22 protein-coding genes are annotated in these 22,655 nt (G+C 61.0%); 13 read left to right on the plus strand and 9 right to left on the minus strand.

Going from position 1 to position 22,655, the window contains the following annotated elements; genetic code table 11:
- Window positions 1-108 precede the first annotated feature (108 nt).
- The 4 genes from AB4Z19_RS12645 to AB4Z19_RS12660 all read right to left on the minus strand — a co-directional run bounded on the left by AB4Z19_RS12645 (window position 109) and on the right by AB4Z19_RS12660 (window position 2,382).
- A complete protein-coding gene (locus tag AB4Z19_RS12645) occupies window positions 109-696 on the minus strand; it encodes a DUF2946 family protein (RefSeq protein ID WP_442022349.1) in 588 nt (195 codons plus the stop codon).
- 3 nt (window positions 697-699) lie between these two features.
- Window positions 700-1,680, minus strand: coding sequence for a YheT family hydrolase (locus AB4Z19_RS12650; RefSeq protein WP_442022347.1), 981 nt, complete (start codon window positions 1,678-1,680; stop codon window positions 700-702).
- 67 nt (window positions 1,681-1,747) lie between these two features.
- On the minus strand, window positions 1,748-2,167 hold the full coding sequence (locus AB4Z19_RS12655; RefSeq protein WP_442022345.1) for a YybH family protein: 420 nt from the start codon (window positions 2,165-2,167) through the stop codon (window positions 1,748-1,750).
- Between the two features lie 26 nt (window positions 2,168-2,193).
- Window positions 2,194-2,382 carry a zinc-finger domain-containing protein gene (locus AB4Z19_RS12660; protein WP_442022343.1) on the minus strand — a complete coding sequence of 63 codons (189 nt, stop codon included), beginning with the start codon at window positions 2,380-2,382 and terminating at the stop codon, window positions 2,194-2,196.
- 133 nt (window positions 2,383-2,515) lie between these two features.
- On the opposite strand from AB4Z19_RS12660, the gene AB4Z19_RS12665 reads away from it, so the two are divergent.
- The 12 genes from AB4Z19_RS12665 (at window position 2,516) to AB4Z19_RS12720 (ending at window position 15,106) form a co-directional block, all read left to right on the plus strand.
- Window positions 2,516-3,253, plus strand: coding sequence for an AzlC family ABC transporter permease (locus AB4Z19_RS12665; protein ID WP_442022341.1), 738 nt, complete (start codon window positions 2,516-2,518; stop codon window positions 3,251-3,253).
- On the plus strand, window positions 3,246-3,575 hold the full coding sequence (locus AB4Z19_RS12670; RefSeq protein ID WP_442022339.1) for an AzlD domain-containing protein: 330 nt from the start codon (window positions 3,246-3,248) through the stop codon (window positions 3,573-3,575). Before AB4Z19_RS12665 ends, AB4Z19_RS12670 begins: the two co-directional genes overlap by 8 nt.
- A gap of 145 nt (window positions 3,576-3,720) precedes the next feature.
- A complete protein-coding gene (locus tag AB4Z19_RS12675; protein WP_442035363.1) occupies window positions 3,721-4,917 on the plus strand; it encodes a phosphoglycerate kinase in 1,197 nt (398 codons plus the stop codon).
- 62 nt (window positions 4,918-4,979) lie between these two features.
- A complete protein-coding gene (gene pyk / locus AB4Z19_RS12680) occupies window positions 4,980-6,446 on the plus strand; it encodes a pyruvate kinase (RefSeq protein WP_442022335.1) in 1,467 nt (488 codons plus the stop codon).
- 33 nt (window positions 6,447-6,479) lie between these two features.
- Window positions 6,480-7,544 carry a class II fructose-bisphosphate aldolase gene (fba, locus tag AB4Z19_RS12685; protein WP_442022333.1) on the plus strand — a complete coding sequence of 355 codons (1,065 nt, stop codon included), beginning with the start codon at window positions 6,480-6,482 and terminating at the stop codon, window positions 7,542-7,544.
- A gap of 126 nt (window positions 7,545-7,670) precedes the next feature.
- Entirely contained in the window at window positions 7,671-8,567 is an 897-nt protein-coding gene (locus AB4Z19_RS12690; RefSeq protein ID WP_442035364.1) for a phosphoribosylaminoimidazolesuccinocarboxamide synthase, read from the plus strand.
- Between the two features lie 2 nt (window positions 8,568-8,569).
- Window positions 8,570-9,070, plus strand: coding sequence for a 5-(carboxyamino)imidazole ribonucleotide mutase (gene purE, locus AB4Z19_RS12695; RefSeq protein WP_442022329.1), 501 nt, complete (start codon window positions 8,570-8,572; stop codon window positions 9,068-9,070).
- A complete protein-coding gene (locus AB4Z19_RS12700) occupies window positions 9,070-10,236 on the plus strand; it encodes a 5-(carboxyamino)imidazole ribonucleotide synthase (RefSeq protein ID WP_442022327.1) in 1,167 nt (388 codons plus the stop codon). Before purE ends, AB4Z19_RS12700 begins: the two co-directional genes overlap by 1 nt.
- Window positions 10,233-11,255: an L-threonylcarbamoyladenylate synthase gene (locus AB4Z19_RS12705; protein ID WP_442022325.1), complete on the plus strand. Its 1,023-nt coding sequence runs from the start codon at window positions 10,233-10,235 to the stop codon at window positions 11,253-11,255. Before AB4Z19_RS12700 ends, AB4Z19_RS12705 begins: the two co-directional genes overlap by 4 nt.
- Window positions 11,256-11,300: 45 nt before the next feature.
- A complete protein-coding gene (locus AB4Z19_RS12710) occupies window positions 11,301-12,872 on the plus strand; it encodes an alpha/beta hydrolase family protein (protein WP_442022323.1) in 1,572 nt (523 codons plus the stop codon).
- Between the two features lie 139 nt (window positions 12,873-13,011).
- Window positions 13,012-14,397 (plus strand): SGNH/GDSL hydrolase family protein, encoded by a 1,386-nt coding sequence (locus AB4Z19_RS12715; RefSeq protein ID WP_442022321.1) that lies wholly within the window; start codon window positions 13,012-13,014, stop codon window positions 14,395-14,397.
- 25 nt (window positions 14,398-14,422) lie between these two features.
- The gene (locus AB4Z19_RS12720) at window positions 14,423-15,106 is read left to right on the plus strand and encodes an OmpW/AlkL family protein (RefSeq protein WP_442035365.1); all 684 of its coding nucleotides are present in this window, start codon (window positions 14,423-14,425) and stop codon (window positions 15,104-15,106) included.
- A gap of 73 nt (window positions 15,107-15,179) precedes the next feature.
- On the opposite strand, the gene AB4Z19_RS12725 is transcribed toward AB4Z19_RS12720, so the two are convergent.
- Together AB4Z19_RS12725 and AB4Z19_RS12730 are read right to left on the minus strand one after the other, a co-directional pair.
- On the minus strand, window positions 15,180-16,364 hold the full coding sequence (locus AB4Z19_RS12725) for an acyl-CoA dehydrogenase (protein ID WP_442022317.1): 1,185 nt from the start codon (window positions 16,362-16,364) through the stop codon (window positions 15,180-15,182).
- Between the two features lie 33 nt (window positions 16,365-16,397).
- Window positions 16,398-16,907 carry a flavin reductase family protein gene (locus AB4Z19_RS12730; RefSeq protein ID WP_442035366.1) on the minus strand — a complete coding sequence of 170 codons (510 nt, stop codon included), beginning with the start codon at window positions 16,905-16,907 and terminating at the stop codon, window positions 16,398-16,400.
- Between the two features lie 152 nt (window positions 16,908-17,059).
- Between AB4Z19_RS12730 and msrA the strand changes: the two genes are divergently transcribed.
- Window positions 17,060-17,584, plus strand: a complete 525-nt coding sequence (gene msrA, locus AB4Z19_RS12735; RefSeq protein ID WP_442022313.1) for a peptide-methionine (S)-S-oxide reductase MsrA — start codon at window positions 17,060-17,062, stop codon at window positions 17,582-17,584.
- A gap of 58 nt (window positions 17,585-17,642) precedes the next feature.
- On the opposite strand, the gene AB4Z19_RS12740 is transcribed toward msrA, so the two are convergent.
- The 3 genes from AB4Z19_RS12740 to ltrA all read right to left on the minus strand — a co-directional run bounded on the left by AB4Z19_RS12740 (window position 17,643) and on the right by ltrA (window position 21,886).
- Window positions 17,643-18,845, minus strand: coding sequence for a class I SAM-dependent methyltransferase (locus AB4Z19_RS12740; protein ID WP_442022311.1), 1,203 nt, complete (start codon window positions 18,843-18,845; stop codon window positions 17,643-17,645).
- A 42-nt stretch (window positions 18,846-18,887) separates the two neighbouring features.
- On the minus strand, window positions 18,888-20,069 hold the full coding sequence (pdxH, locus tag AB4Z19_RS12745; protein ID WP_442035367.1) for a pyridoxamine 5'-phosphate oxidase: 1,182 nt from the start codon (window positions 20,067-20,069) through the stop codon (window positions 18,888-18,890).
- 116 nt (window positions 20,070-20,185) lie between these two features.
- The gene (gene ltrA, locus AB4Z19_RS12750) at window positions 20,186-21,886 is read right to left on the minus strand and encodes a group II intron reverse transcriptase/maturase (RefSeq protein WP_442022307.1); all 1,701 of its coding nucleotides are present in this window, start codon (window positions 21,884-21,886) and stop codon (window positions 20,186-20,188) included.
- Window positions 21,887-22,655: the final 769 nt, after the last annotated feature.

Here is a 22,655-nt window from a genome sequence, read left to right on the forward strand (position 1 = left end):
AGCCGGCGGCGGTTCATGGCGGATCGATGATCCGCCCTACATCAAACATCGCGTATTTCATCGAAGATGCGTAGGGCGGATCATCGATCCGCCGTTCAAGCGTAGCGCTTACGCCGGCGTCGGCACGCGGCGGAAGCCCAGTTGCTCCACATCCGTGCGCGCAATCGGCGAAACAGGCACTGCGCGGCCGCCCGTGCGTAGCACCAGTTCACCGTCCGCATGCTCCAGCCAGTCGAGCAGCGCTTCATCACTGGCGGGCGTTCCGTCCAGTTCCAGCAACGGCAGCACTTGCGCGAAATCGCGATCGTCCAGTTGGGCGACGGTTTCGCCTGAGCGCAAAATCAGTTCGCCCGTTTCGGTCAGCCATGCCTGATCCGGCACGCCGAGTGGCGCACCCGTATGCAGCACGAAGCCCTGCACAGGATCGGTGCGGGCAATAAAGGGCGTCGCTTCCAGATTTAGATAAACGCGCTGCGGACCGTTCTGGAAATACCAGCACCCGCGCTCGTCCTTCAGGTAATTACGGACGATGAAGCCCACCAGCGCTGGATTGTTCAGCTTATCGCCCGGTTGATTGAAATGCTGGGCGCGCTCATCGCGCATGCGCCAGTTGCCGCGCGCATCCAGCGCCAGCCAGCCGTAGCAGTGCGGCACATTGGGCCATTTCGCGATTGCCTGTTTGACGATTTCATCCATGCATCAAGCCTCGCACAAGGCGCCGTTTTTTGGCGCAGGCACCGAGCGATTCCCTTCCAGGAAATGCAGCATGCGCAAGGGCAGCCAGCTCAGGCTGCCCGGCAGACTGCCGGTGGCGAAGCCCACATGGCCGCCTTCTTCCGGATAGTCCAACACCACCTGCGGCGACGCGGTGCTTGGCAAATGCACACCAGGAAAGAAGGGATCGTTCTTCGCATTCAGCACCAGGGTCGGCACGGTGATGTCGTCCAGCACATGCTTGGCGCTGGCGCGGTCCCAGTAATCGTCGGCATCGCGGAAACCGTGCAGCGGCGCCGTCACGATATTGTCGAAAGTGTGCAGGTCGGTGGCCGCCATCATCGCATCGAGATCGAACAGGTCGGGGAACTGCTTCAACTTGGCCACGCACTTCGGCTTCATGGTCTGCAGGAACATGCGGCTGTACAGGCGATTGAAGCCGCGCGACAAGGCATTGCCACCTTTCGCCAGATCCATGGGCGCCGATACCGCGCATGCAGCATCCACAAATTCGGCCTGATGCTGCGACTCGCCCAGCCAGCGCAGCAGGGCATTGCCGCCCAGCGAGACGCCGCAAGCATAGAATTTGCCGCTGGTGCGTGGGCGCAGGCGGCGGACGATCCAGTCCAGTTCAACGATATCGCCGGAGTGATAGAAGCGCGGCGCCAGATTGCTTTCGCCGGAGCAGCCGCGGAAATGCGGCACGGCGCCCGACCAGCCGCGCTGCGCGAGCTCTGCCATCAAGGCGCGCGAGTAGTGGCTATCGGACGAACCTTCGAGGCCGTGGAACAGCACCACGAAGGGTTTATCCGCCTGGCCATCGACAAAATCGACGTCGATGAAATCCGCGTCCGGAGTGGTCCAGCGTTCGCGGCGGAAGCGCACAGCCGGCTTGGCCATGCAGGTGGCAGGATAAATGGTTTGCAAATGGCCGCTAGGCAGCCAGAAAGGAGCGATGTAGTTCATGATGCGTCTTTGGCGGACCTTATGAGTCCACTCTGCGTCGTGGGCGGACCATTGATCCGCCGTTTATCTAGTGCAGAATCGGGGCGCGCGTATCAAGTGGCACGGGACCCGGCGCTACAGACACATGATGCAACACAATACGCCAACCCTTCGGTGTCTTAACGTACACATTGGTCGCAACAAGGTGTGCTGGCTCGCCACTTTTTGCCGTAACGCCTTCTATGACAGTATGCACCGAACTCATCAGGTTGTGCGTTTCGTGCAGCTGGGAGGGGGTAATATGCAAGCCACCGTGCTCTAAAAGCAACTGCCACGACTCGCGGATTTGCGCGTGGCCAATCAGGCGCGGTCCGCCGGGGTGAATGCAGACGATTTCTTCATCGTCTGCCCACAGCGCCATCAGGGCATCGAGATCCGCCCGGTTCAACGCGTCATAGAAAGCTGCTTCAACTTCTTTGGCGCTGCCGATCTGGTGCTTGCGAACCATGGGGGCTCCGGGCGTTTTCGGGAAGATTAGTGATGGCCGGCTTCGGTGCCCGGCTTCAGGCGATACGCGGTGCCGCAGTAGGGGCATTTGGCTTCGCCGTGCTTGAAGTCGAGGAATACGCGTGGGTGCGAGGACCACAGTGGCATGGCCGGATTCGGGCAGTATGCCGGCAGATCTTTGCCATCAAGTTCGACTGGGGCTGGGGCGTTGCTCATCTTCTAATGCTCCGGGGTATTAAAAAGCACGATTTTAATCCATTCGCGCAATGAGAAGAATTCGCCGTTAAAATGACGCCTTCCATTGATAGCGCCGCCAGCGAAGGATTTCATTGTGTGGCTATTAGACCACATGACTTTTCCTGCCGCCGAGCCTGATATTGCTGCACACGACCCAGCGTTGTGGCGCGAGGGCGTGCGCAAAGGCTTGCCGACCTTGTTCGGCATTCTGGCGTGGGGACTGGTGGTCGGCGTGGCGATGGTCAAATCCGGCCTGACCGTGCCGCAAGCGCTGGGAATGACTTTATTTGTCTACGCCGGTTCCGCCCAGTTGGCCTCGCTGCCGCTGATCGCGGCGGGCGCGCCGATCTGGGTGATCTTCCTGACCGCGCTGGTGGTCAATCTCCGCTTCGTTATTTTTGCCGCGATCCTGGCGCCACATTTTGCGAAACTGCCGCTGAAGCAGCGCTTTTTCCTTGGTTATGCGGCCGGGGACATGACGGTGGCGCTGTATTTGCAGAAATTCCCGACTGACAAGCCGGAGCCGGGCAAGGTGTCCTACCTCAAAGGTTTGCTGTATCCAAACTGGGCGGCCTGGCAAGTGGGCTCGATTGCCGGCGTGCTGCTGGGCAGTACGGTACCGGCGGAGTGGGGACTCGGCTTTGCGGGAACGCTGGCGATTATCGGCATCACGGTGCCGATGGTGACGACCAGCCCGGCGCTGTGCGGGGTGCTGGTGTCCGGCGCTGTGGCCGTGGCGGCGGCCGGTATGCCGTACAAGCTGGGCCTGCTGATGGCCGTGCTGGTTGGCATGGCGGTGGCAATGGGCGTGGAAAGTCTTCAGGAAAAGAAGATGGTGAAGCATGTCTGACCTGGAGGTTTGGCTGACCATCATTGCGCTCGGCTGCGCGACCGCCGCCACGCGCAGTTCATTCTGGCTGGTGGGCCAGCGCATTTCCATCCCGACCCGCGTGCAGGGCATGCTGCGCTACGCGCCGTCCTGCGCCTTGGCCGCCATCATCGGCCCCGACTTGCTGCTCGATCCGGCGGGCGTGGTTTCGGTTGGCATTCACAACTACAAGCTGTTCGCGGGCATCGCCGCCGGCGCCTACTACCTCATTCGCAAGAGCATGCTCGAAACCATCATCTTCGGCATGCTCGCCTACACCGCTCTGCGGCTCCTGCTCGCCTAAATGCGGGGTCGGGTCTGTCTGCATGTCCCAAGGACAGACCTGGACCCCGAATTTGGTGGTTGACGAGGTGATAACAAACGGTCGAAACGTGCTGGCATTCAGGTAAAATAGCGGTCTTTCCAACTTATTGTCCCTTTGAGTAGCCATGCTGAAATTTAACCGCCTGGAAGACCTGGCCGCGCAGAATGCGCTGCAGGGCAAGCGTGTATTTATTCGTGCCGATCTGAACGTGCCGCAGGACGATGCGGGCAATATCACCGAAGATACGCGCATTCGCGCTTCCGTGCCGGGTATTCAGATGGCGCTGAAGGGTGGCGCTGCAGTGATGGTGACATCCCACCTGGGCCGTCCGACTGAAGGCGAGTTCAAGCCGGAAGACAGCCTGGCGCCGATCGCCAAGCGCCTGTCCGAGCTGCTGGGCCAGCCGGTTGAGCTGAAACAGGACTGGACCGGCGGTGTGGAAGTGAAGCCAGGTCAGGTCGTGCTGCTGGAAAACTGCCGCGTCAACAAGGGCGAAAAGAAGAATTCCGATGAGCTGGCCCAGAACATGGCCAAGCTGTGCGACGTCTACGTGAACGATGCTTTCGGCACCGCGCATCGCGCCGAAGCCACTACCCACGGCATCGCCAAGTACGCACCGGTCGCCGCGGCCGGCCCGCTGCTGGCTGCTGAGCTGGACGCGCTGGGCAAGGCCCTGGGCGCGCCGGCCCGTCCGTTGCTGGCCATCGTGGCCGGCTCGAAAGTGTCGACCAAGCTGTCCATTCTGAAATCCCTGGCCGACAAGGTCGATAACCTGATCGTCGGCGGCGGCATCGCCAACACCTTCATGCTGGCTGCCGGCCTGAAGATCGGCAAATCGCTGGCCGAGGCCGACCTGGTGGCGGAAGCGAAAGCCATCATCGACATCATGGCCGCCCGCGGCGCGCAAGTGCCGATTCCTGAAGACGTGGTCTGCGCCAAGGAATTCTCCCCAACCGCGGCCGCCACCGTGAAAGCCGTGGCCGACGTCGCCGACGACGACATGATCCTGGACATCGGTCCGAAAACCTCCGCCAAGCTGGCAGAGCAGATCAAGGCCGCCGGCACCATCGTGTGGAACGGCCCGGTAGGCGTGTTCGAATTCGACCAGTTCGGCGAAGGCACCAAGACCCTGGCCATGGCAATCGCCAACTCCAAGGCCTTCTCCATCGCCGGCGGCGGCGACACCCTGGCCGCCATCGCAAAATACGCAATCACCGACAAGATTGGCTATATCTCCACCGGCGGCGGCGCCTTCCTTGAGTTCCTGGAAGGTAAAACCCTGCCGGCAGTGGAAATCCTGGCGCAACGCGCCCAGCAGTAAAGGCAAAAGGCGCTCGCAAAGCGCCTTTTTTACTCTCACCGCACATATCGAGGAACTCTCTAATGTCTCGTGGCACCAAGATCGTCTCAACCATCGGCCCTGCATCCACTGACCTGAACGTCCTGATCCGCATGATCAAGGCCGGCACCGACGTCGTGCGTCTGAATTTCTCGCACGGCAAGGCGCAAGACCACATCGACCGCGCCAAACTGGTGCGCCAGGCCGCTGCTGAATGCGGTAAGGAAGTGGCGATCATGGCCGATATGCAGGGTCCGAAGATCCGCATCGGTAAATTCGAGAACAACAAGATCGAGCTGGCCAACGGCGACAAATTCATCCTCGATGCGAAGTGGGGCGAGAACGGCGAGCTGGGCAACCAGGAGCGCGTGGGCCTGGACTACAAGGCACTGCCGAACGACCTGAAGCCGAACGATGTGCTGCTGCTGAACGACGGCCTGATCGTGCTGACCGTGGACAAGATCGTTGCCCACGAAATCTACACCACCGTAAAAATCGGCGGCGAGCTGTCCAACAACAAGGGCATCAACCGCCAGGGCGGCGGCCTGACCGCGCCGGCCCTGACCGCCAAGGACATGGAAGACATCAAGACCGCGATGTCCTTCCAGGCTGATTATCTGGCCATCTCCTTCCCGAAGAACGCCACCGATATGGAAATGGCACGCCAGCTGGCCAACATCGCCGGCGAGCCTTTCGGCTTCAAGCCGATGATGATCGCCAAGATCGAGCGCGCTGAGGCGATCCCTGCGCTGCAGGAAATCCTGAACGCCTCCGACGGCATCATGGTGGCGCGTGGCGACCTGGCGGTGGAAGTGGGCAATGCCGCTGTGCCTGCGCTGCAGAAGCGTATGATCAAGATGGCGCGCGAATCGAACAAGATCGCCATCACCGCGACCCAGATGATGGAGTCGATGATCTTCAACGCCGTGCCGACCCGCGCCGAAGTATCCGACGTGGCCAACGCCGTGCTGGACGGCACTGACGCCGTGATGACTTCCGCCGAAACCGCCTCCGGCAAGTACCCGGTCGAGACTGTCGAAATGATGGCCGCGATCTGCGTGGAAGCCGAGCAATCCGAATACAACAAGCTGGACGCTGATTTCCTGAACGTGCGCTTCACCCGCATCGACCAGTCGATCGCCTACGGCGCCCTGTTCACTGCGCACCACCTGCGCGTGAAAGCCATCGTGGCCCTCACCGAATCCGGTTCCACTGCCTTGTGGATGAGCCGCCACAGTATCGACACTCCGATCGTTGCGTTGACGCCGAGCGTCACCACGCAGCGCAAGGCCACCCTGTACCGCAATGTACGCTCCTTCCAGCTGATGCAGGACGCACCGACCGACGTCGTGCTGCGCGCCGCGGAAGACCTGCTCGTGCAACAGGGCATTGCCAAAAAGGGGGATATGATTGTGGTTACCTGGGGTGCGCCGATGGGCAAAGTCGGCGGTACGAATGCGTTGCGCATCGTCAAGGTCGGCGAATTCACGCACCGCGCAGAACAGCGCTAAACGACAGATTTCTTTATTGATTGGAGTACCACCATGTCTCTCGTATCCATGCGTCAACTGCTGGACCACGCCGCTGAACACGGCTATGGCATCCCGGCATTCAACGTCAACAACCTGGAACAGGTGCAGGCCATCATGGCCGCCGCCGACGCGCTGAACAGCCCGGTGATCATGCAGGCGTCCGCCGGCGCCCGCAAATACGCCGGCGAAGCCTTCCTGCGCCACCTGATCGATGCAGCCGTGGAAGCTTACCCGCACATCCCAGTGGTGATGCACCAGGACCACGGCCAGTCCCCGGCCGTCTGCATGGCTGCCATCCGCTCCGGCTTCACCTCGGTGATGATGGACGGCTCCCTGCAGGCTGACGGCAAGTCTGTCGCTTCCTACGAATACAACGTGGACGTGTCCAAGGAAGTGGTGAAGTTCGCCCACTCCATCGGCGTGACCGTGGAAGCGGAACTGGGCGTGCTGGGTTCCCTGGAAACCATGAAGGGCGACAAGGAAGACGGTCACGGCGCGGAAGGCACCATGACCCGCGAGCAGCTGCTGACCGACGTGGCGCAAGCCGCCGACTTCGTGCAGAAGACCCAGTGCGACGCGCTGGCGATCGCCATCGGCACCTCGCACGGCGCGTACAAGTTCACCCGCAAGCCAACCGGCGACATCCTGGCGATCGACCGCATCAAGGAAATCCACGCCCGCATTCCTAACACCCACCTGGTGATGCACGGTTCTTCGTCGGTGCCACAGGATCTGCTGGCCATCATCCGCGAATTCGGCGGTGACATGAAGGAAACCTACGGCGTGCCGGTGGAAGAGATCCAGGAAGGCATCCGTCACGGCGTGCGCAAGATCAATATCGACACCGATATCCGTCTGGCCATGACCGCTGCGATCCGCAAGTACCTGTTCGAGAACCCATCCAAGTTCGACCCGCGCGATTACCTGAAGCCAGCCCGTGCTGCCGCTGAAGAAATCGTGAAGGCGCGCCTGCAGGCATTCGGCTGCGAAGGCCAGGCCGGCAAGATCAAGCCGATCCCGATGGAGAAGATGGCAGAGCGCTACAAGGCCGGTGAACTGGCCCAGATCGTGAAGTAAAACCGGTAAGTGCTGATGGCAGCCACGATGTGGCAGCCATCCGGCCACTGCCGCGTCCAAGGTGGCTGGCACAACGTGCCTGCCACCAGGTTTCCCCCGGTTTTAAATTTTCAGAATTCCCCCGCTATGAACAGCCTTTACAAGTCCACTATCAAATCCCTGCCGCTGCTGGGCCACGGCAAAGTCCGCGACAACTACGCCGTTGGCACCGACAAGATCCTGATCGTCACCACCGACCGCCTGTCCGCCTTCGACGTCGTGATGAACGAGCCTATCCCCGGCAAGGGCATGGTCCTGAACCAGATGAGCGATTTCTGGTTCGAGAAACTGGGGCACATCGTGCCGAACCACCTGACCGGCGTTACGCCGGAATCCGTGGTGGCAGCCGATGAAGTGGACCAGGTCAAAGGCCGCGCCGTCGTAGCCAAGCGTCTGAAGCCGATCCTGGTGGAAGCCGTGGTGCGCGGCTACATCATCGGTTCCGGCTGGAAGGACTACCAGGCCACCGGTTCCATCTGCGGCATCAAGCTGCCGGAAGGCCTGCAGCAAGCCGACAAGCTGCCGCAGCCGATCTTCACCCCGGCCGCCAAAGCCGACCTGGGCGAGCATGATGAAAACATCAGCTTCGAAGACATGGAACAGCGCATCGGCGCCGAACTGGCCGCCAAGATCCGCGACGTGGCGATCAAGCTGTACACCACCGCCGCCGATTACGCCGCCACCAAGGGCATCATCATCGCCGACACCAAATTCGAGTTCGGCCTGGATGACAACGGCGTGCTGCACCTGATGGATGAAGTGCTGACTGCCGACTCCTCGCGTTTCTGGCCAGCCGACTCCTACCGTCCAGGCATCTCGCCACCGTCCTACGACAAGCAATTCGTGCGCGACTACCTGGAAACGCTGAAGGACTGGAACAAGTCCCCGCCAGCACCAGCGCTGCCGGCTGACGTGATCGACAAAACCCAGGCCAAGTATTTCGAAGCCATCGAGCGCCTGACCGGCGAGAAGCTGAAGGTATAAGCATGGCAGACCAGAACAAGCCGCTGGTCGGCGTGATCATGGGCTCGTCCTCGGACTGGGACGTGATGCAGAATGCCGTGGCCATCCTCAAGCAGTTTGGCGTGCCTTACGAGGCCCAGGTGATTTCCGCGCACCGCATGCCGGACGAGATGTACGCATACGCCAAGAGCGCGCGTGAGCGTGGCCTGCGCGCCATCATCGCCGGCGCTGGCGGCGCTGCCCACCTGCCTGGCATGGTCGCTGCCATGACCATCGTGCCGGTGCTGGGCGTGCCTGTGCCGTCGAAGTACCTGCGTGGCGAAGATTCGCTGCTGTCCATCGTGCAGATGCCGAAGGGCGTGCCGGTATCCACCTTCGCCATTGGTGAAGCGGGCGCCGCCAACGCGGCCCTGACTGCCGTTGCCATCATCGCCACCACCGACGATGCGCTGGCTGCCAAGCTGTCCGATTTCCGCGCCCAGCAAACCGCCGCCGCACAGGCCATGAAACTGCCGTCTGAATAATGAGTAATGCAACCAACCCACCAGCGTGGCTGGGTGTGATGGGCGGCGGCCAGCTTGGCCGCATGTTCGCCCACGCCGCGCAAAGCATGGGCTACAGCGTGGCCGTGCTGGAACCATCCGATGATTGCCCGGCGGGCCAGGCGGCCAATCGCCTGATCAACGCCGGCTACAGCGACGCTGCCGGCCTCGATGCGTTGGCCGCGCAATGCGTGGCGGTCACCACCGAGTTCGAGAACGTGCCGGCCGACAGCTTGTCGCGTCTGGCGCAATCGGTCTTCGTTGCGCCGAATGCGCACGGCGTGTCCGTGGCGCAGGACCGCGTGGCGGAAAAATCCTTCTTCGTTTCCTGTGCGCCGAAATCCGGCGTGATGCCTGCACCGCATAAAGTAATCGCTTCGCAAGCCGACATCGACGCCATCGCCGATGATCTGCTGCCGGGCATCCTGAAAACGGTGCGCATGGGTTACGACGGCAAGGGCCAGGTGCGCGTGAAGTCGCGTGAAGATGTGCGCGCCGCCTTCGAATCCATGGGCGAGGTCACCTGCCTGCTGGAGAAGATGCTGCCGCTGGCGTATGAAGTGTCCGTGCTGACCGCGCGTGGCGCCGATGGCCAGTCGGTTGTGTATCCGATCGCCGAAAACGTGCACCGCGACGGCATCCTGTTCACCACCACGGTGCCGGGACCGAATGTGTCCGCCGAATGCGCCCGCAAGGCGCAGGATGCGGCACAGGCCATCGTGGCGGAGCTGGGTTATGTGGGTGTGCTGTGCATCGAGTTCTTCGTGCTGGCGGATGGTTCGCTGGTCGTGAACGAGATGGCGCCGCGTCCGCACAACAGCGGCCATTACACCATCGATGCCTGCGTCACCAGCCAGTTCGCGCAGCAAGTCCGCGCGATGGCCAGGCTGCCGCTGGGCGATGTGCGCCAGCACTCGCCGGCCGTGATGCTGAACATCCTCGGCGATATCTGGTTTGACGGCGATTTGCAGCGTGAACCGGCGTGGGACAAGGTGCTGGCACTGCCGGGCGCCAATCTGCACCTGTACGGCAAGGAAGATCCGCGCCGTGCACGCAAGATGGGCCACCTGACCTTCGTCGCGCCGACGCTGGCGGAAGCGCAGCAGCATTTGAACGCCGCCTGCGCCATCCTGGGTATCGCGCCATGACCGAGCAGTTCCACGCCGTTGCCGCGGCAGCCGATGCGCTGGCGGCCGGCGAGCTGGTCGCGTTCCCCACCGAGACCGTGTATGGCCTCGGTGCGGACGCTGAAAATCCGGCCGCGGTGGCAAAGATCTACGCCGCCAAAGGCCGCCCGCAAGACCATCCGGTGATCGTGCACGTCGCTCCCGGCGCCGATCTCGATTACTGGGTAACCGATGTCCCTGACGCAGCGCGCCAGCTGGTCAAGGCGTTCTGGCCCGGTCCGCTGACGCTGATCCTGAAGCGCAACGCGCATATTCCCGATGCGGTATCCGGCGGGCAGGACACCGTTGGCATCCGCTGCCCATCGCATCCGGTGGCAATTGAACTGCTGTCCGCGTTCAAGAACGGCAAGGGCGGCGTCGCTGCACCATCGGCCAATAAATTTGGCAACGTCAGCCCGACCACCGCGCAGCACGTGCGCGATGAATTCGCCGGAGAAGTCGGCGCGGGCAACGTGATCGCTGCGGTGCTCGATGGCGGCAACAGCCAGGTCGGCATCGAATCGACCATCCTCGATCTCTCGCGTATGGCCACGCATGGCCCGGTACTCTTGCGTCCAGGTCACATCTCCGCCGAGGAGATCGCGCAAGTGATCGGACAACTGCCGCAGGCACCCGACCAGGCCGCGCCGCGCGCATCCGGTACGCTGGAATCGCATTACGCACCGAAAGCGCCGGTGGCGCTGTTGCCAACCCGCGACATCCCGGACACCGTTTCCGCGCTCGCCGCCCGTGGCCGCAGGGTGGCGCTGATTCACTACACGCCAATCGCAGCCAGGGCGCCATATGTTGCGCTCCCCGATGAGCCAAAGGGGTATGCTTATGGTGTGTATGCCGCGCTGCGTGCGATGGACCAGGAGCAGGTCGATCTGATCCTCGTTGAAGCACCGCCGCAGGATGCCGCATGGGCTGGCGTGAACGATCGCCTGCGCCGTGCCGCCTTCGGTTCCGCCGGCATTATCGAGCGTTTCCTGACGCCGTAACCGCCGGGGAGATCAGCCTCCTGCGCGTTGCGCATGGAGGCTGTGATGTTCTCTTTACGACTTCTCGCAGCAACGCTGGCGGCTGTCCTGGCCGCAGCCCCGGTTTTTGCCGACCCTCCAGAACCAAGCCTGTTGCCCCTGAGTGCCGCGCCGCCCGTTTCTGCGGCAGGTGTTGCCACGGCCACCGGCGGCGCATCGGCGGCGCGTTCCGCCATGACGGTGCAGCCTTCGCAACGCGGCAAAATCCTGTCCGGCCCTACGATGCAGAAAATCAGCGTGGGTCCGATCAGCATGAAGCACATCGAACCTTCGACGCTGAACGAGTTGCTCACGCGCGCATCGGACGCGCTGCGCGAAGCGGTGGGCGAGCCGCACTGCACCATCACCACGTATTCGGTGCGCTACAACACCGTGGGCGGCCATGGCGAGCCGACCGACGCCAGCGCCGCCATCATCACGCCCACCGGCAAGGAGGCGATGTGCAAAGGCGATCGTCCCATCCTGCTGTACGCGCACGGCACGTCGATCGCCAAGGACCACAATATGGCCCGCCTGCGCGGCGAGGCGCAACTGGTGGCGGCTTTGTTCGCATCGCAGGGCTATATCGTCGTGGCGCCCAATTACGCGGGGTATGACGGTTCCTCGCTGCCTTACCATCCGTATCTGAACGCGGAGCAGCAATCGGCGGATATGGTCGATGCCTTGCGCGCTGCGCACATCGCGCTGGCGCGCCTGAAGCAGGGCTACTCGCAGCAGCTGTTCGTCGCGGGCTATTCCCAGGGCGGCTTCGTGGCGCTGGCCACGCAGCGCGCCATCCAGCAGCAGTACAGCAATGAATTCACTGTGACGGCGGCAGCAGGTCTGTCCGGGCCGTATGCGCTGGCGCAGTTCTCGGATAACGTTTTCAGCGGCAAACCGAATGCGGGCATCACGGTCTATCTGCCGCTGATCGCGACCTCGGCGCAGAAGGCGGGAGCTGCCATCTACGGCACGCCGGGCGACTTCTATGAAAGCCAGTACGCAGCGGGCATCGAAACACTGCTGCCCGGCAGCATGTCGCGCACCGATCTGTTCAAGCGCGGCAAGCTGCCGACGCGCGGCTTGTTTGCGCCGGACTCGCAGCCTCAGTCGGCCGGCGCCAGTGCCTTCTTCGCCGATCCGCACCTGGTGCGCAGCAGCTACCGCGACGCCTATCTGCAGGACATGGCCAGCTTCCCCTGCAATGGCGATCCGGGCGCGGGCTGCACCTCGCATAACAATCTGCGCAAATGGATGCTGAAGAACGACCTGCGCAGCTATACGCCGCAAAGCCCGCTGCTGCTGTGCGGCGGCGCCGGCGACCAGGCCGTGCCGTTCGCAAATGCCACGGCGACCGCAAGCTATTTCGAAGCGCACGGCAGCAAGCCGGTGCTGCTCGATCTGGAAGCGCATGCCCAGCAGGACCAGTTCACACCGCTGCGTCTTTCGTTCGCGCATGTACTTGAAACGGCGCGCGCCAGCGCCATCAAGGACGGCAAAAATCCCGATGAAGCCGTCGGCGAACGCTATCACTCCCGCTATGCAGCGCCTTTCTGCTTGCTAGCCGCTCGCCAGTTCTTCAACGCCTCGCTGCGCTGATCATGCAACGCGGCAGTGTAAATACTGCCGTTTCTACAAAATTTCCCTTGTATAAGTCTCATTGGTGCTGGCATATTATTTGGACTGCGAATAGCACAAGCGTTCGCATGCATAAGAATATTTACCCCCAGGAGACAAAATGCGTCATACGAAATTCGCGTTGGCCGCAGTTGCAGCGGCTGCGGCAGCAGTAATTGCAGGTTGTGGTGGTGGCAGCGGCCCACGTGCCGGCGATCAAACCCCTAAAGTCAAATATTCCGCACAGATTGTCTTTGGCGACAGCCTGTCCGACATTGGTACTTACGCCGTGGGTACCGTCAAAGCCCTGGGCGGCGGCAAGTTCACCATCAATGGCAACAATACCTCGGTCAACGAAGCGCTGACCGGCCTCACCTGGACCGAGCTGCTGGCGAATCAGGTCGGCCTGGGCACTCAGTGCCCATACATGACCGGCCTGGAAGGCGATGCCACCAAAGGCTTCAACGTGCCTGTGGCCACCAACACCAGCTGCAATAACTATGCACAGGGCGGCGCCCGTGTGACCAACCCGGTTGGTCCGGGCAACAAGGCTACCGGCAGCGCGCTGGGCGCACTGACCGTGCCTGTCGCCAAGCAAATCTCGAATCACCTGGCCAAGGTCGGCGGCAAGTTCAAAGGGGACGAGCTGGTGCTGGTCATGGCCGGCGGTAACGACATTCTGGAAGGCCTGGACGAGCTGAGCAAGAACGCCACCGCCGCCGGTACCGCGGCGGGCGCACAGACCTTTGCTACCAGCCTGGTCGGCCAGCTGGCTGCCGGCGCACCGAATCCGCAAACCGCAGCACAATCGATCGGCCTGGCCGTCGCTTCCGAGGCTGCACGTCCTGGCCACACCGACACCAGCGTGGTGCAGGCTGCCGTGACTGCTGCCGTGATGGCAGGAAATACCTCCGCCGCTTCCCCTGCCGTGTACGGTCCGATGGTTGCCAAGGCACAGGCCGACGCGACTGCCGCCGGCACCAAGGCCGGCGCCGACTACGCCGCAGCGCACGGCCCGGATCTGGTGGCGGCACTGGGCCAGGCCGGTGCCGAACTGGTGGCACTGGTGAAGAACCAGCTGCTGGCCAATGGCGCCAAGTTCGTGGTCGTCAACAATATGCCTGACGTGGCCAGCACGCCAAGCGGCCTGGCGCAGGATGCCAATACCCGCACCCTGATCGGCGCCATGGTCAAAGCTTTCAACGACCAGCTGACCAACGGCCTGGCCACTGAAGCCAATGTGCAACTGGTGGACGTGTACTTCGTCAGCCACGACCAGGCGACCAACCCTGCGCCATACGGCCTGACCAATGTGAAGGACACCGCCTGCGACCTGGCTTCGCCGAAGAACCCGCTGGCCAGCTCGCTGACCTGCAACGGCGGCAACCTGAAGGCCGGCGACGTGAGCCACTACTCCTATGCGGACTCGGTGCACCCGACCCCGTTCAACCACAAGCTGCTGGCACGCTATGTGTCTGAAAAGATGGCCCTCAAGGGCTGGATGTAATCAGCCCAAGACCACAGGAGACACTATGAAAATTCGTATGCAACACGTAGCCAAGCTGGCGGCCCTGGCCGCCGCAATGGGCCTGTCGATGGGCGCGCAAGCGCAGTCGAAGGGCGAGTACATGGTCAAGGTCGGTGTCAACCGCCTGATGCCGCAAGTGGAAAGCGGCGAGTTCACCGCGCCGACCCTGCCGGGCTCGAAGACCGATGTCAGTGCCGACACCAAGCCGCTGGTCACCGGCGCCTACATGATCACCGATAACATCAGCACCGAGCTGCTGCTGGGTGCACCGCTCAAGCATGATTTGAGCGGCGACGGCATGATCAAGGGCGTTGGCAAGCTGGGCACCGCGGAAGCGCTGCCACCGACCCTGATGTTCCAGTACCGCTTCATGGAGCCGAACGCGAAGTTCCGTCCTTACGTCGGCCTGGGCATCACCTACGCTTACTTCCGCAAGGAAACTGGCTCCGCCACGCTGACCGCCTTCATCGATCCGGGCGCAGGCAAGCCGGTGACCTTCGAGATGGATTCCAAGTGGGCCGGTAACGCGCAGATCGGTGGCACTTACCGCATCAATGAGCACTGGTTCGGCGACGTTTCCGTAATCAAGACCAAGCTGAAGACCACCGCGCACTTCAGCACCGGCCAGAGCATCACTGCCAAGCTCGACCCGATCGCAGTCACCCTGGCAATCGGCTACAAGTTCTGATTTAAGACCAAGAGCGTAACTCTAGTGGCAGGCACATCGTGCCTGCCACTTGCTTTTGGGCCGGGGGTTTTGATTACTGGAAGGCCTGGATGCCGGTCTGGGCACGGCCCAGGATCAGGGCGTGGATATCGTGGGTACCTTCGTAGGTATTGACCACTTCCAGGTTCACCATGTGGCGGATGATGCCGAACTCGTCCGAAATACCGTTACCACCCAGCATGTCGCGCGCCACGCGGGCGATGTCCAGCGACTTGCCGCAGGAATTGCGCTTCATCATCGAGGTGATTTCGACCGCAGCCGTGCCTTCGTCCTTCATGCGGCCCAGGCGCAAGCAGCCTTGCAGGCCCAGGGTGATTTCGGTCTGCATATCGGCCAGCTTCTTCTGCACCAGCTGGTTGGCGGCCAGTGGACGGCCGAATTGCTTGCGGTCCAGGGTGTACTGGCGGGCGGTGTGCCAGCAGGCTTCCGCAGCGCCCAGCGCGCCCCAGGCGATGCCGTAGCGTGCCGAGTTCAGGCAGGTGAACGGACCTTTCAGGCCGCGCACGTCCGGGAAGGCGTTTTCTTCCGGGCAGAACACTTCATCCATCACGATTTCGCCGGTGATGGAAGCACGCAGACCGAACTTGCCGTGAATTGCCGGCGCGGACAGGCCTTTCATGCCTTTTTCCAGGATGAAGCCGCGAATCGCGCCTTCGTCATCCTTGGCCCACACCACGAACACGTCGGCAACCGGGGAATTGGTGATCCACATCTTGGAGCCGGTCAGGGAATAGCCGCCCGCCACTTTCCGAGCGCGGGTCACCATGGAGCCCGGATCGGAACCGTGGTTCGGCTCGGTCAGACCGAAGCAGCCGATCCATTCGCCGGTGGCCAGCTTCGGCAGGAATTTCTGGCGCTGTTCTTCGGTACCGAATTCATAGATCGGCACCATCACGAGCGAGGATTGCACGGACATCATCGAGCGGTAGCCGGAGTCGACGCGCTCCACTTCGCGCGCGATCAGGCCGTAGGCCACGTAGCCCAGGCCTGGGCCGCCGTATTGTTCCGGAATCGTCGGGCCCAGCAGGCCCAGTTCGCCCATCTCCTTGAAGATCGACGTATCCATCCGCTCGTGGCGGAAGGCTTCCAGGATGCGCGGCGCCAGCTTGTCCTGGCAGTAGGCGGCGGCGGCGTCGCGCACCATGCGCTCTTCGTCCGTCAGCTGGCTGTTCAGCAGCAGCGGATCGTCCCAGTGGAAGGGGGCTTTCGTCTGGCTCATTGTCTCTCTCTATTGGTTGATAAAGTTTCTACTTCAGGGGCGCTCCAGCCCAACAAACTGCCCGCCGTGGAAGACCAGCGGCGCGCGCGGCGTCAATTCGCAATGCTCGACCTCGCCCACGAAAATCACGTGGTCGCCCTCCGGATAGCGGCTGCGGTTGTGGCATTCGAACCACGCGGTGCAACCCTTCAGGACAGGCTGGCCCGTGCGCGACAGCTCGAATTCCACATTGCCGAAAGGATCTTCGGTGCGGGTGGAAAACAGCTTCGCCAGATGGGCCTGGTCGGCGCTGAGCACATTGATCACATAGTGCGAATTGCCACTGAATATGGGCAGGCTGTTGGCTCCCGTACCCAGGCTCCACAGCACCAGCGGCGGCTCCAGGGAAACGGAATTGAATGAACTGGCTGTCAACCCGCGGAACCCGCCATCGGCCAAGCGTGTGGTGATCACGCAGACACCTGTGGCAAATTGCGACAGCGCCTGGCGAAATTGGGTACTGTCGAACTCGCGCAATTCGGCGCGGGGGGAGCTAGTATTCATGCTGAACCTGTTTAATTCGAAACAATTATCTCAAAAGCCGTCCAGTAAAACCTTGGCGAAAGCGACCTCGATTTTCAGTATGGCGGCAAACTGCAAGCATACAGGGTTGGTTTGGGATACAGTAGGGAAACTGACATGTCAGGGAGGTTTCTATGAGCGAAGTCGCAGTATTAGGCGGCGGCTGCTTCTGGTGTACCGAGGCGGTGTATCTGCAAGTACGCGGGATTGCCAAGGTGGAATCCGGCTATTCGGGCGGCGCTGCGCCGAATCCGAGCTACGAACAGGTATGCACGGGCGATACCGGCCATGCGGAGGTCGTGCGGCTGGAATACGACCCGGCCGTCATCAGTTATCGTGACATTCTGGAAATCTTCTTCACCATCCACGACCCGACCACCCTGAACCGCCAGGGCAACGATGTCGGCACCCAGTACCGCTCGGTGATTTACCACCAGTCGCCGGAGCAGGAAGCGACCGCGCGCCAGGTCATCGCGGAGATGGCCCATGTGTGGGATGCGCCCATCGTGACGGAACTGTCGGCCGCCCAGCCCTATTACAAGGCTGAGGACTATCACCAGAACTACTTCGCGCAGCACCCTTTGCAGGGTTACTGCGCTTTCGTAGTGGAGCCGAAGGTGGCCAAGTTCCGCAAGATGTATTCGAACAAGCTCAAGTAGGGCGGATCATCGATCCGCCGTTGTGCGCGCGCCGTGGACGGCGGATCGATGATCCGCCCTACGCGTAGATGTATTTGCGCGACCAGGGCAGGGCTTGCGACGCGCGCCCCGCCTTGCCGCACACGATCTGATACAGGCTGATCCAGTCCTGTTCGAAGGCGTAGCTGCAGCCGGCCAGGTAGACGTGCCAGATGCGGAAGCGCTTGTCGCCCGCCAGTTCGCGTACTTTTTCCTCGTTCTGCTCGAAATTCTCGGTCCAGATGCCGCAGGTCCTGGCGTAATGGCGGCGCAGGTTTTCCACGTCGAACGCTTCCAGCTGGCCTTGCTGCATCGCCTTCAGTACCTGGCCGATATGCGCCAGCTCGCCGTGCGGGAACACGTACTTCTCGATGAACTCGCCGCCGCCATAAGGCGTTTCGCCGTTGTCCGGATCGGTGGATGTGATGCCGTGATTCATGCATACGCCATCGTCGGCCAGCAGGCGGTTGATGATGCCGAAGTATTCCTGCAGGTGGCGAATGCCGACGTGCTCGAACATGCCCACGCTGGTGATGCGGTCGAAGGTGCCGGTCACATCGCGGTAATCCTGCAGGCTGATATCGATCAGGTGCTCCAGTCCTGCCGCGCGCACCCGTTCAGTCGCCAGCGCGTGCTGGTTCTCCGACAGCGTGATGCCCACACAGCGCGCGCCATACTGCTGCGCCGCGCGGATCACCAGGGCGCCCCAGCCGCAGCCGATGTCGAGCAAGGTCTGCCCCGGCTGAAGCTGAATTTTTTTCAAGATGTGATCGATCTTCTTGATTTGCGCGCTGGCCAGGTCCTCGTCGCCGTTTTCGAAATAGGCGCAGGAATAGACCATGTTCGGGTCCAGGAACTGCTGGTAGAACTCATTGGAGACGTCGTAGTGGTAGCGGATCGCTTCCGCGTCTTTCTTGCGGTCGTGATGGAAGGTGCGCACGATGCGCGACAGCTTGCCGCTTTCCTGCAGCGTGCTGCGCGCCAGCGCGTTGACCACTTTGATCATATCCGCTGCACGCCCTTTGACCTCGATCGCGCCTTCCACATACGCCGTACCCAGGTTGGAGAGCGAAGGCGAGAGCAGATAGCGCGCAGCCGAAGGATTCGGCACGCGGATCGTCACGCGCGGGGCCTCCTTGGAGAAATCGAAGCTGCGGCCATTCCACAGTTCGACCCGCAAGGGTATGGAGATCTGGGTAGCGACACTATCGACCCAGGCGTTGATGCGGTTCTGTACAAACATTGAGCCTCCATTGGTCATCGTTCCGCTGGAGGCCCGGTGGCTTTATGGCTGGATGCGTTCCCTGGTCCAGCTGCCGTCCGCCTGCAGCGTGTACACAATCCTGTCGTGGAAGCGCGAAGCGCGACCTTGCCAGAATTCCACACGGTCCGGCACCAGGCGGTAACCCCCCCAGTGCACCGGACGCTGCGGCTTGTCGCCGCTTGCCGCTTCCACCGCGGCGAATTGCGCCTCCATCTGCTCCCGGCTTCCAATCGGCTGGCTTTGCTGCGACGCGATGGCGCCCAGCTGGCTCTTCAAAGGACGGCTGTAGAAATACTTGTCGCTGTCCTCGGCCGATGTCTGTTCCACGCGGCCCTCGATGCGTACCTGCCGTTCCAGCTCGGGCCAGAAGAACAGGATGGCGGCATGCGGGTTTTCCGCGAGTTGCTGGCCTTTTTGGCTCTGATAGTTGGTGTACCAGGTGAAGCCGCGCTCGTCGTACTGCTTGATCAGCACGATGCGCGAACTGGGGCGCCCGTCCCTGCCCACGGTGGCCACGCTCATCGCGTTCGGCTCGTTCACCTGCGCCTTCATGGCTTCATTGAACCACTTGGCAAATTGCGCTACCGGTTCAGCCAGCGTATCAGCTTCGGACAGGCTGGCGCGCCCGTAATCCATCCTCAGGTCGGCCAGGGCGATGCCACCGGCAGACGGCAGCAGGCCGCGGCGCTGCTGCATGGCCTCGCCCAGGATAGCCATCTGGGCGGGACTCAGAATCCGTTTTGCCATGGGGGCGATGTGGGCCTCTTCGGTTTCCATGTGGGCGCTATAGGCCTGCACAAAGCGCGTGACATCCTCTGCATTCAGGGCGGCGCTGGAACCGTTGGCAATCTTGTCGAGTTGCGAATCGATTATATGCCAGTCTTTATCCATTTGCTGGTGCTGCTCCAGAATTGCGGGCGCCAGGGTGCGCAGGAGGGCGGCGTCCTCGTTTTGCGCCGTCGCCTGGAGCATGGGCAGCAGGTCGACTTCCTCATCGTCGTGATGCAGATGGGCAGCCTTGTTGAAATATTTCTGCACCGCCTGCGCCGCCTGCTGCGCTGCCGCATCGGCGCCGTGCTGGGGCAAGTGGCTCAGCAGGTTTTGCAAGGTTTGCAATTGCTTGCGGATCTTGTCGTGGCAATGTTTGAGGACGGCGATGGGCTGGTCGTAGCCGGGTGCCGTGTCGATCAGGGAGTTGCTCATGGCGGTAGGCGTGGCAAGTTAGGGTAGGGTAGGAAGGGTCTGTTACCAGAACCCCTCCCCCCTAAGAACCGTGCATGCGATTTTCACCGCACACGGCTCAAGCATAATAAGAGTCCCTATACAGGAACCGGTTTCACAACCTTTAACCCAAGGCGGTGCACTTGAGTATGGCAGTTGGGGTGTAATAGTACGCGATTTCCAAGGGCGTCCGACCCGCCCATCACACGGTATTCAATGTGGTGGTCGTGCCATCCTGTGTCCATGTCCATCTCGCATTCACAGAGCGCGCACAGGCCGCGCTGGTCCGCATACAATTTGGCCCACTCCTTTCGGTAGCTCATGTTTTTCAACATGCGTTCCTGCCGGAGAGTTTCACCGTATGCTTCCCATTGCGGATCATAGGGGTGGTACTCCCCAATGACCTTCTTGTGGCGCTCAATAGCTGTACTCGCTAACGAGTACAGTTCCATTACACCTTTCTTGCCATCTTTCGTTACAACGTCCGCAGCAAATACCCGCTTTCGATCACCGATTGGCCGCCAGTACTTCTTGTTAATCCAATCGACACTCTTGTTCGGATGCCTGCGCTTGGCCCACCGCATCAGTCGCCAGAACAGCAACGACTCCATGCGCGAGAACGCCTGTTTGGCTACTACGGGGCTGTGATACTGCGCCCAACCGCGTAGAACTGGATTTAACAGCCGGATCAAGTCTTCCTGCCGGACCATCAAATGCTCGCCAATGATTTTCCTCAGCTTGTCGTAGAACGATTTCGCGTTCTTCTTACTCGGCTTGATGAACAGTTTTCCATCGTACTTCCTGAAATTCCATCCGAGGAAATCGAAGCCCTGGTCGATGCTTACGATCTTGGTTTTGGCCTCAGACAGTCGCAGACCTCGTTGTGCGAGGAAGGTTTCTATCCATGGCCTGATTTCTGTTTCAAGCAGTTCTACTGAACCGCCTGGAACCACGAAATCATCCGCGTATCGTATTACACCAACTTTGAGCCCTTTGATTTTTGACGTACCAAACTTCGCACTAAGGTGCTTGAGCAGTCCCGTCTCCAAACCATTTAGCGTCCAGTTTGCCAATGCAGGGCTGATGATGCCGCCCTGTGGGGTTCCCGCTGTGGTTGCCAGCAATTGCGCCCGGTCGACTACACCTGACCTCAACCATTTCCGGAGAATCTCCTTGTCCATACAGACATGTTTGATCAGCCAGTCATGATTGATGTTGTCGAAGAAGCCTTCAATGTCCGCATCCAGTACCCACCGGGCCGAAGCCTTTTGGGACAACTTGATGAACAACTGGCTCATTGCGTCGGCAGTGGCGCGGTTTTTCCGAAATCCATAAGAGTTCGGGTCGCTCACTGCCTCCAAGACTGGGTCGAACGCCAGCAAATGCAGCGCTTGCATGGCTCGATCCTTCATGGTCGGAATGCCCAAGGGGCGTTCCTTTCCATTGGCCTTAGGGATGTAGACCCTCCTTAGTGGCAGGGGCCGATATCCACGTTTCTCCAACTGCGCTATTGCCGCAAACTTCTGCGGCGGTGTATCCCATAATTGCCGGTCTACACCTGCGGTACGTTTGCCTTGGTTTTCTGTCACTCGTTTGACTGCCAGTGCTTTCGCACTAAACGAGCGGGTCAGCCACCGTTGTAGGGATTTCACCCTGCGCCAGTCGCCTTCCTGTGTCGCCTTCGTTAGTCGAATCTGCATGACTCTTACATTCTTTTGAACACGCCGCCAATCTATGGCAGCCCATTCAGTCGGAATGTGTGAGGACGCAGAATCTAAATTGCTTTCGATTTCTTTCATTGCTGTTCCTCGGTGTAGAGATGCCCGCCGAGGACGCAATTCTGCCCCGAAGGGAAGAACTGCATCCCTTCGGGCGACTGTGAAAAATCTAACTACTCGTCTATGTGTTCGTTAACGACTATTACACCAGATGGAAGTCTGCCCGCTTTCGCGTGAGACAAATCTCGAATCCCTATCCCACCCATTACAGGCAGGCGTTCGCTTTTTCCATCCTCCCATACCCGCTCCGCCATGGGCTCCCCTCGCGGGTTGCTTGCCTGCCCCAATGTTCGGGGGCAGGCGGCGAGTCGGGCTTACCACGTTCCCTGTGATACCAGCACGGCCATACTGCGCCGCACGTGACTGTTTAGGGTCTGACTCTCCCCCGGTGGTTTGATGACGACGTGTTCCCAGCCTTGAAGGGAACAACCAACCACACACCTTTTGGTTCAGGCCAGCAGCAGCTTAAGCCTGTCAATGTTCACGAGGGTTCAAACGTCAGTTCACATTACATTACCCATACAGCCTCACCTAGCCCCTTAACCGTATTGCTGCTAACAGTCTCTGACCTCCTCATTCACATGGGAGGTCACCGCTTACGCGGGGGTACATTGTCATCGGAGCTTCAAACCCTTCCGTTGCCAGAAGCGCATGTCCGAATAGGTGACAGGTGATCGTACACCCGGTCACGGCCCCGCCTACGGGAGGCGGGTGTGACAAGGCATCTCAGAGTTTGCGCGATCTTGAATAGCCATCTTGTTTACGAGCCCCGAGCGGAGCCAACCTTGCA

Origin of the sequence: Pseudoduganella sp. RAF19 (assembly GCF_052114165.1) — a bacterium.
Taxonomy (GTDB): Bacteria; Pseudomonadota; Gammaproteobacteria; order Burkholderiales; family Burkholderiaceae_D; genus Rugamonas.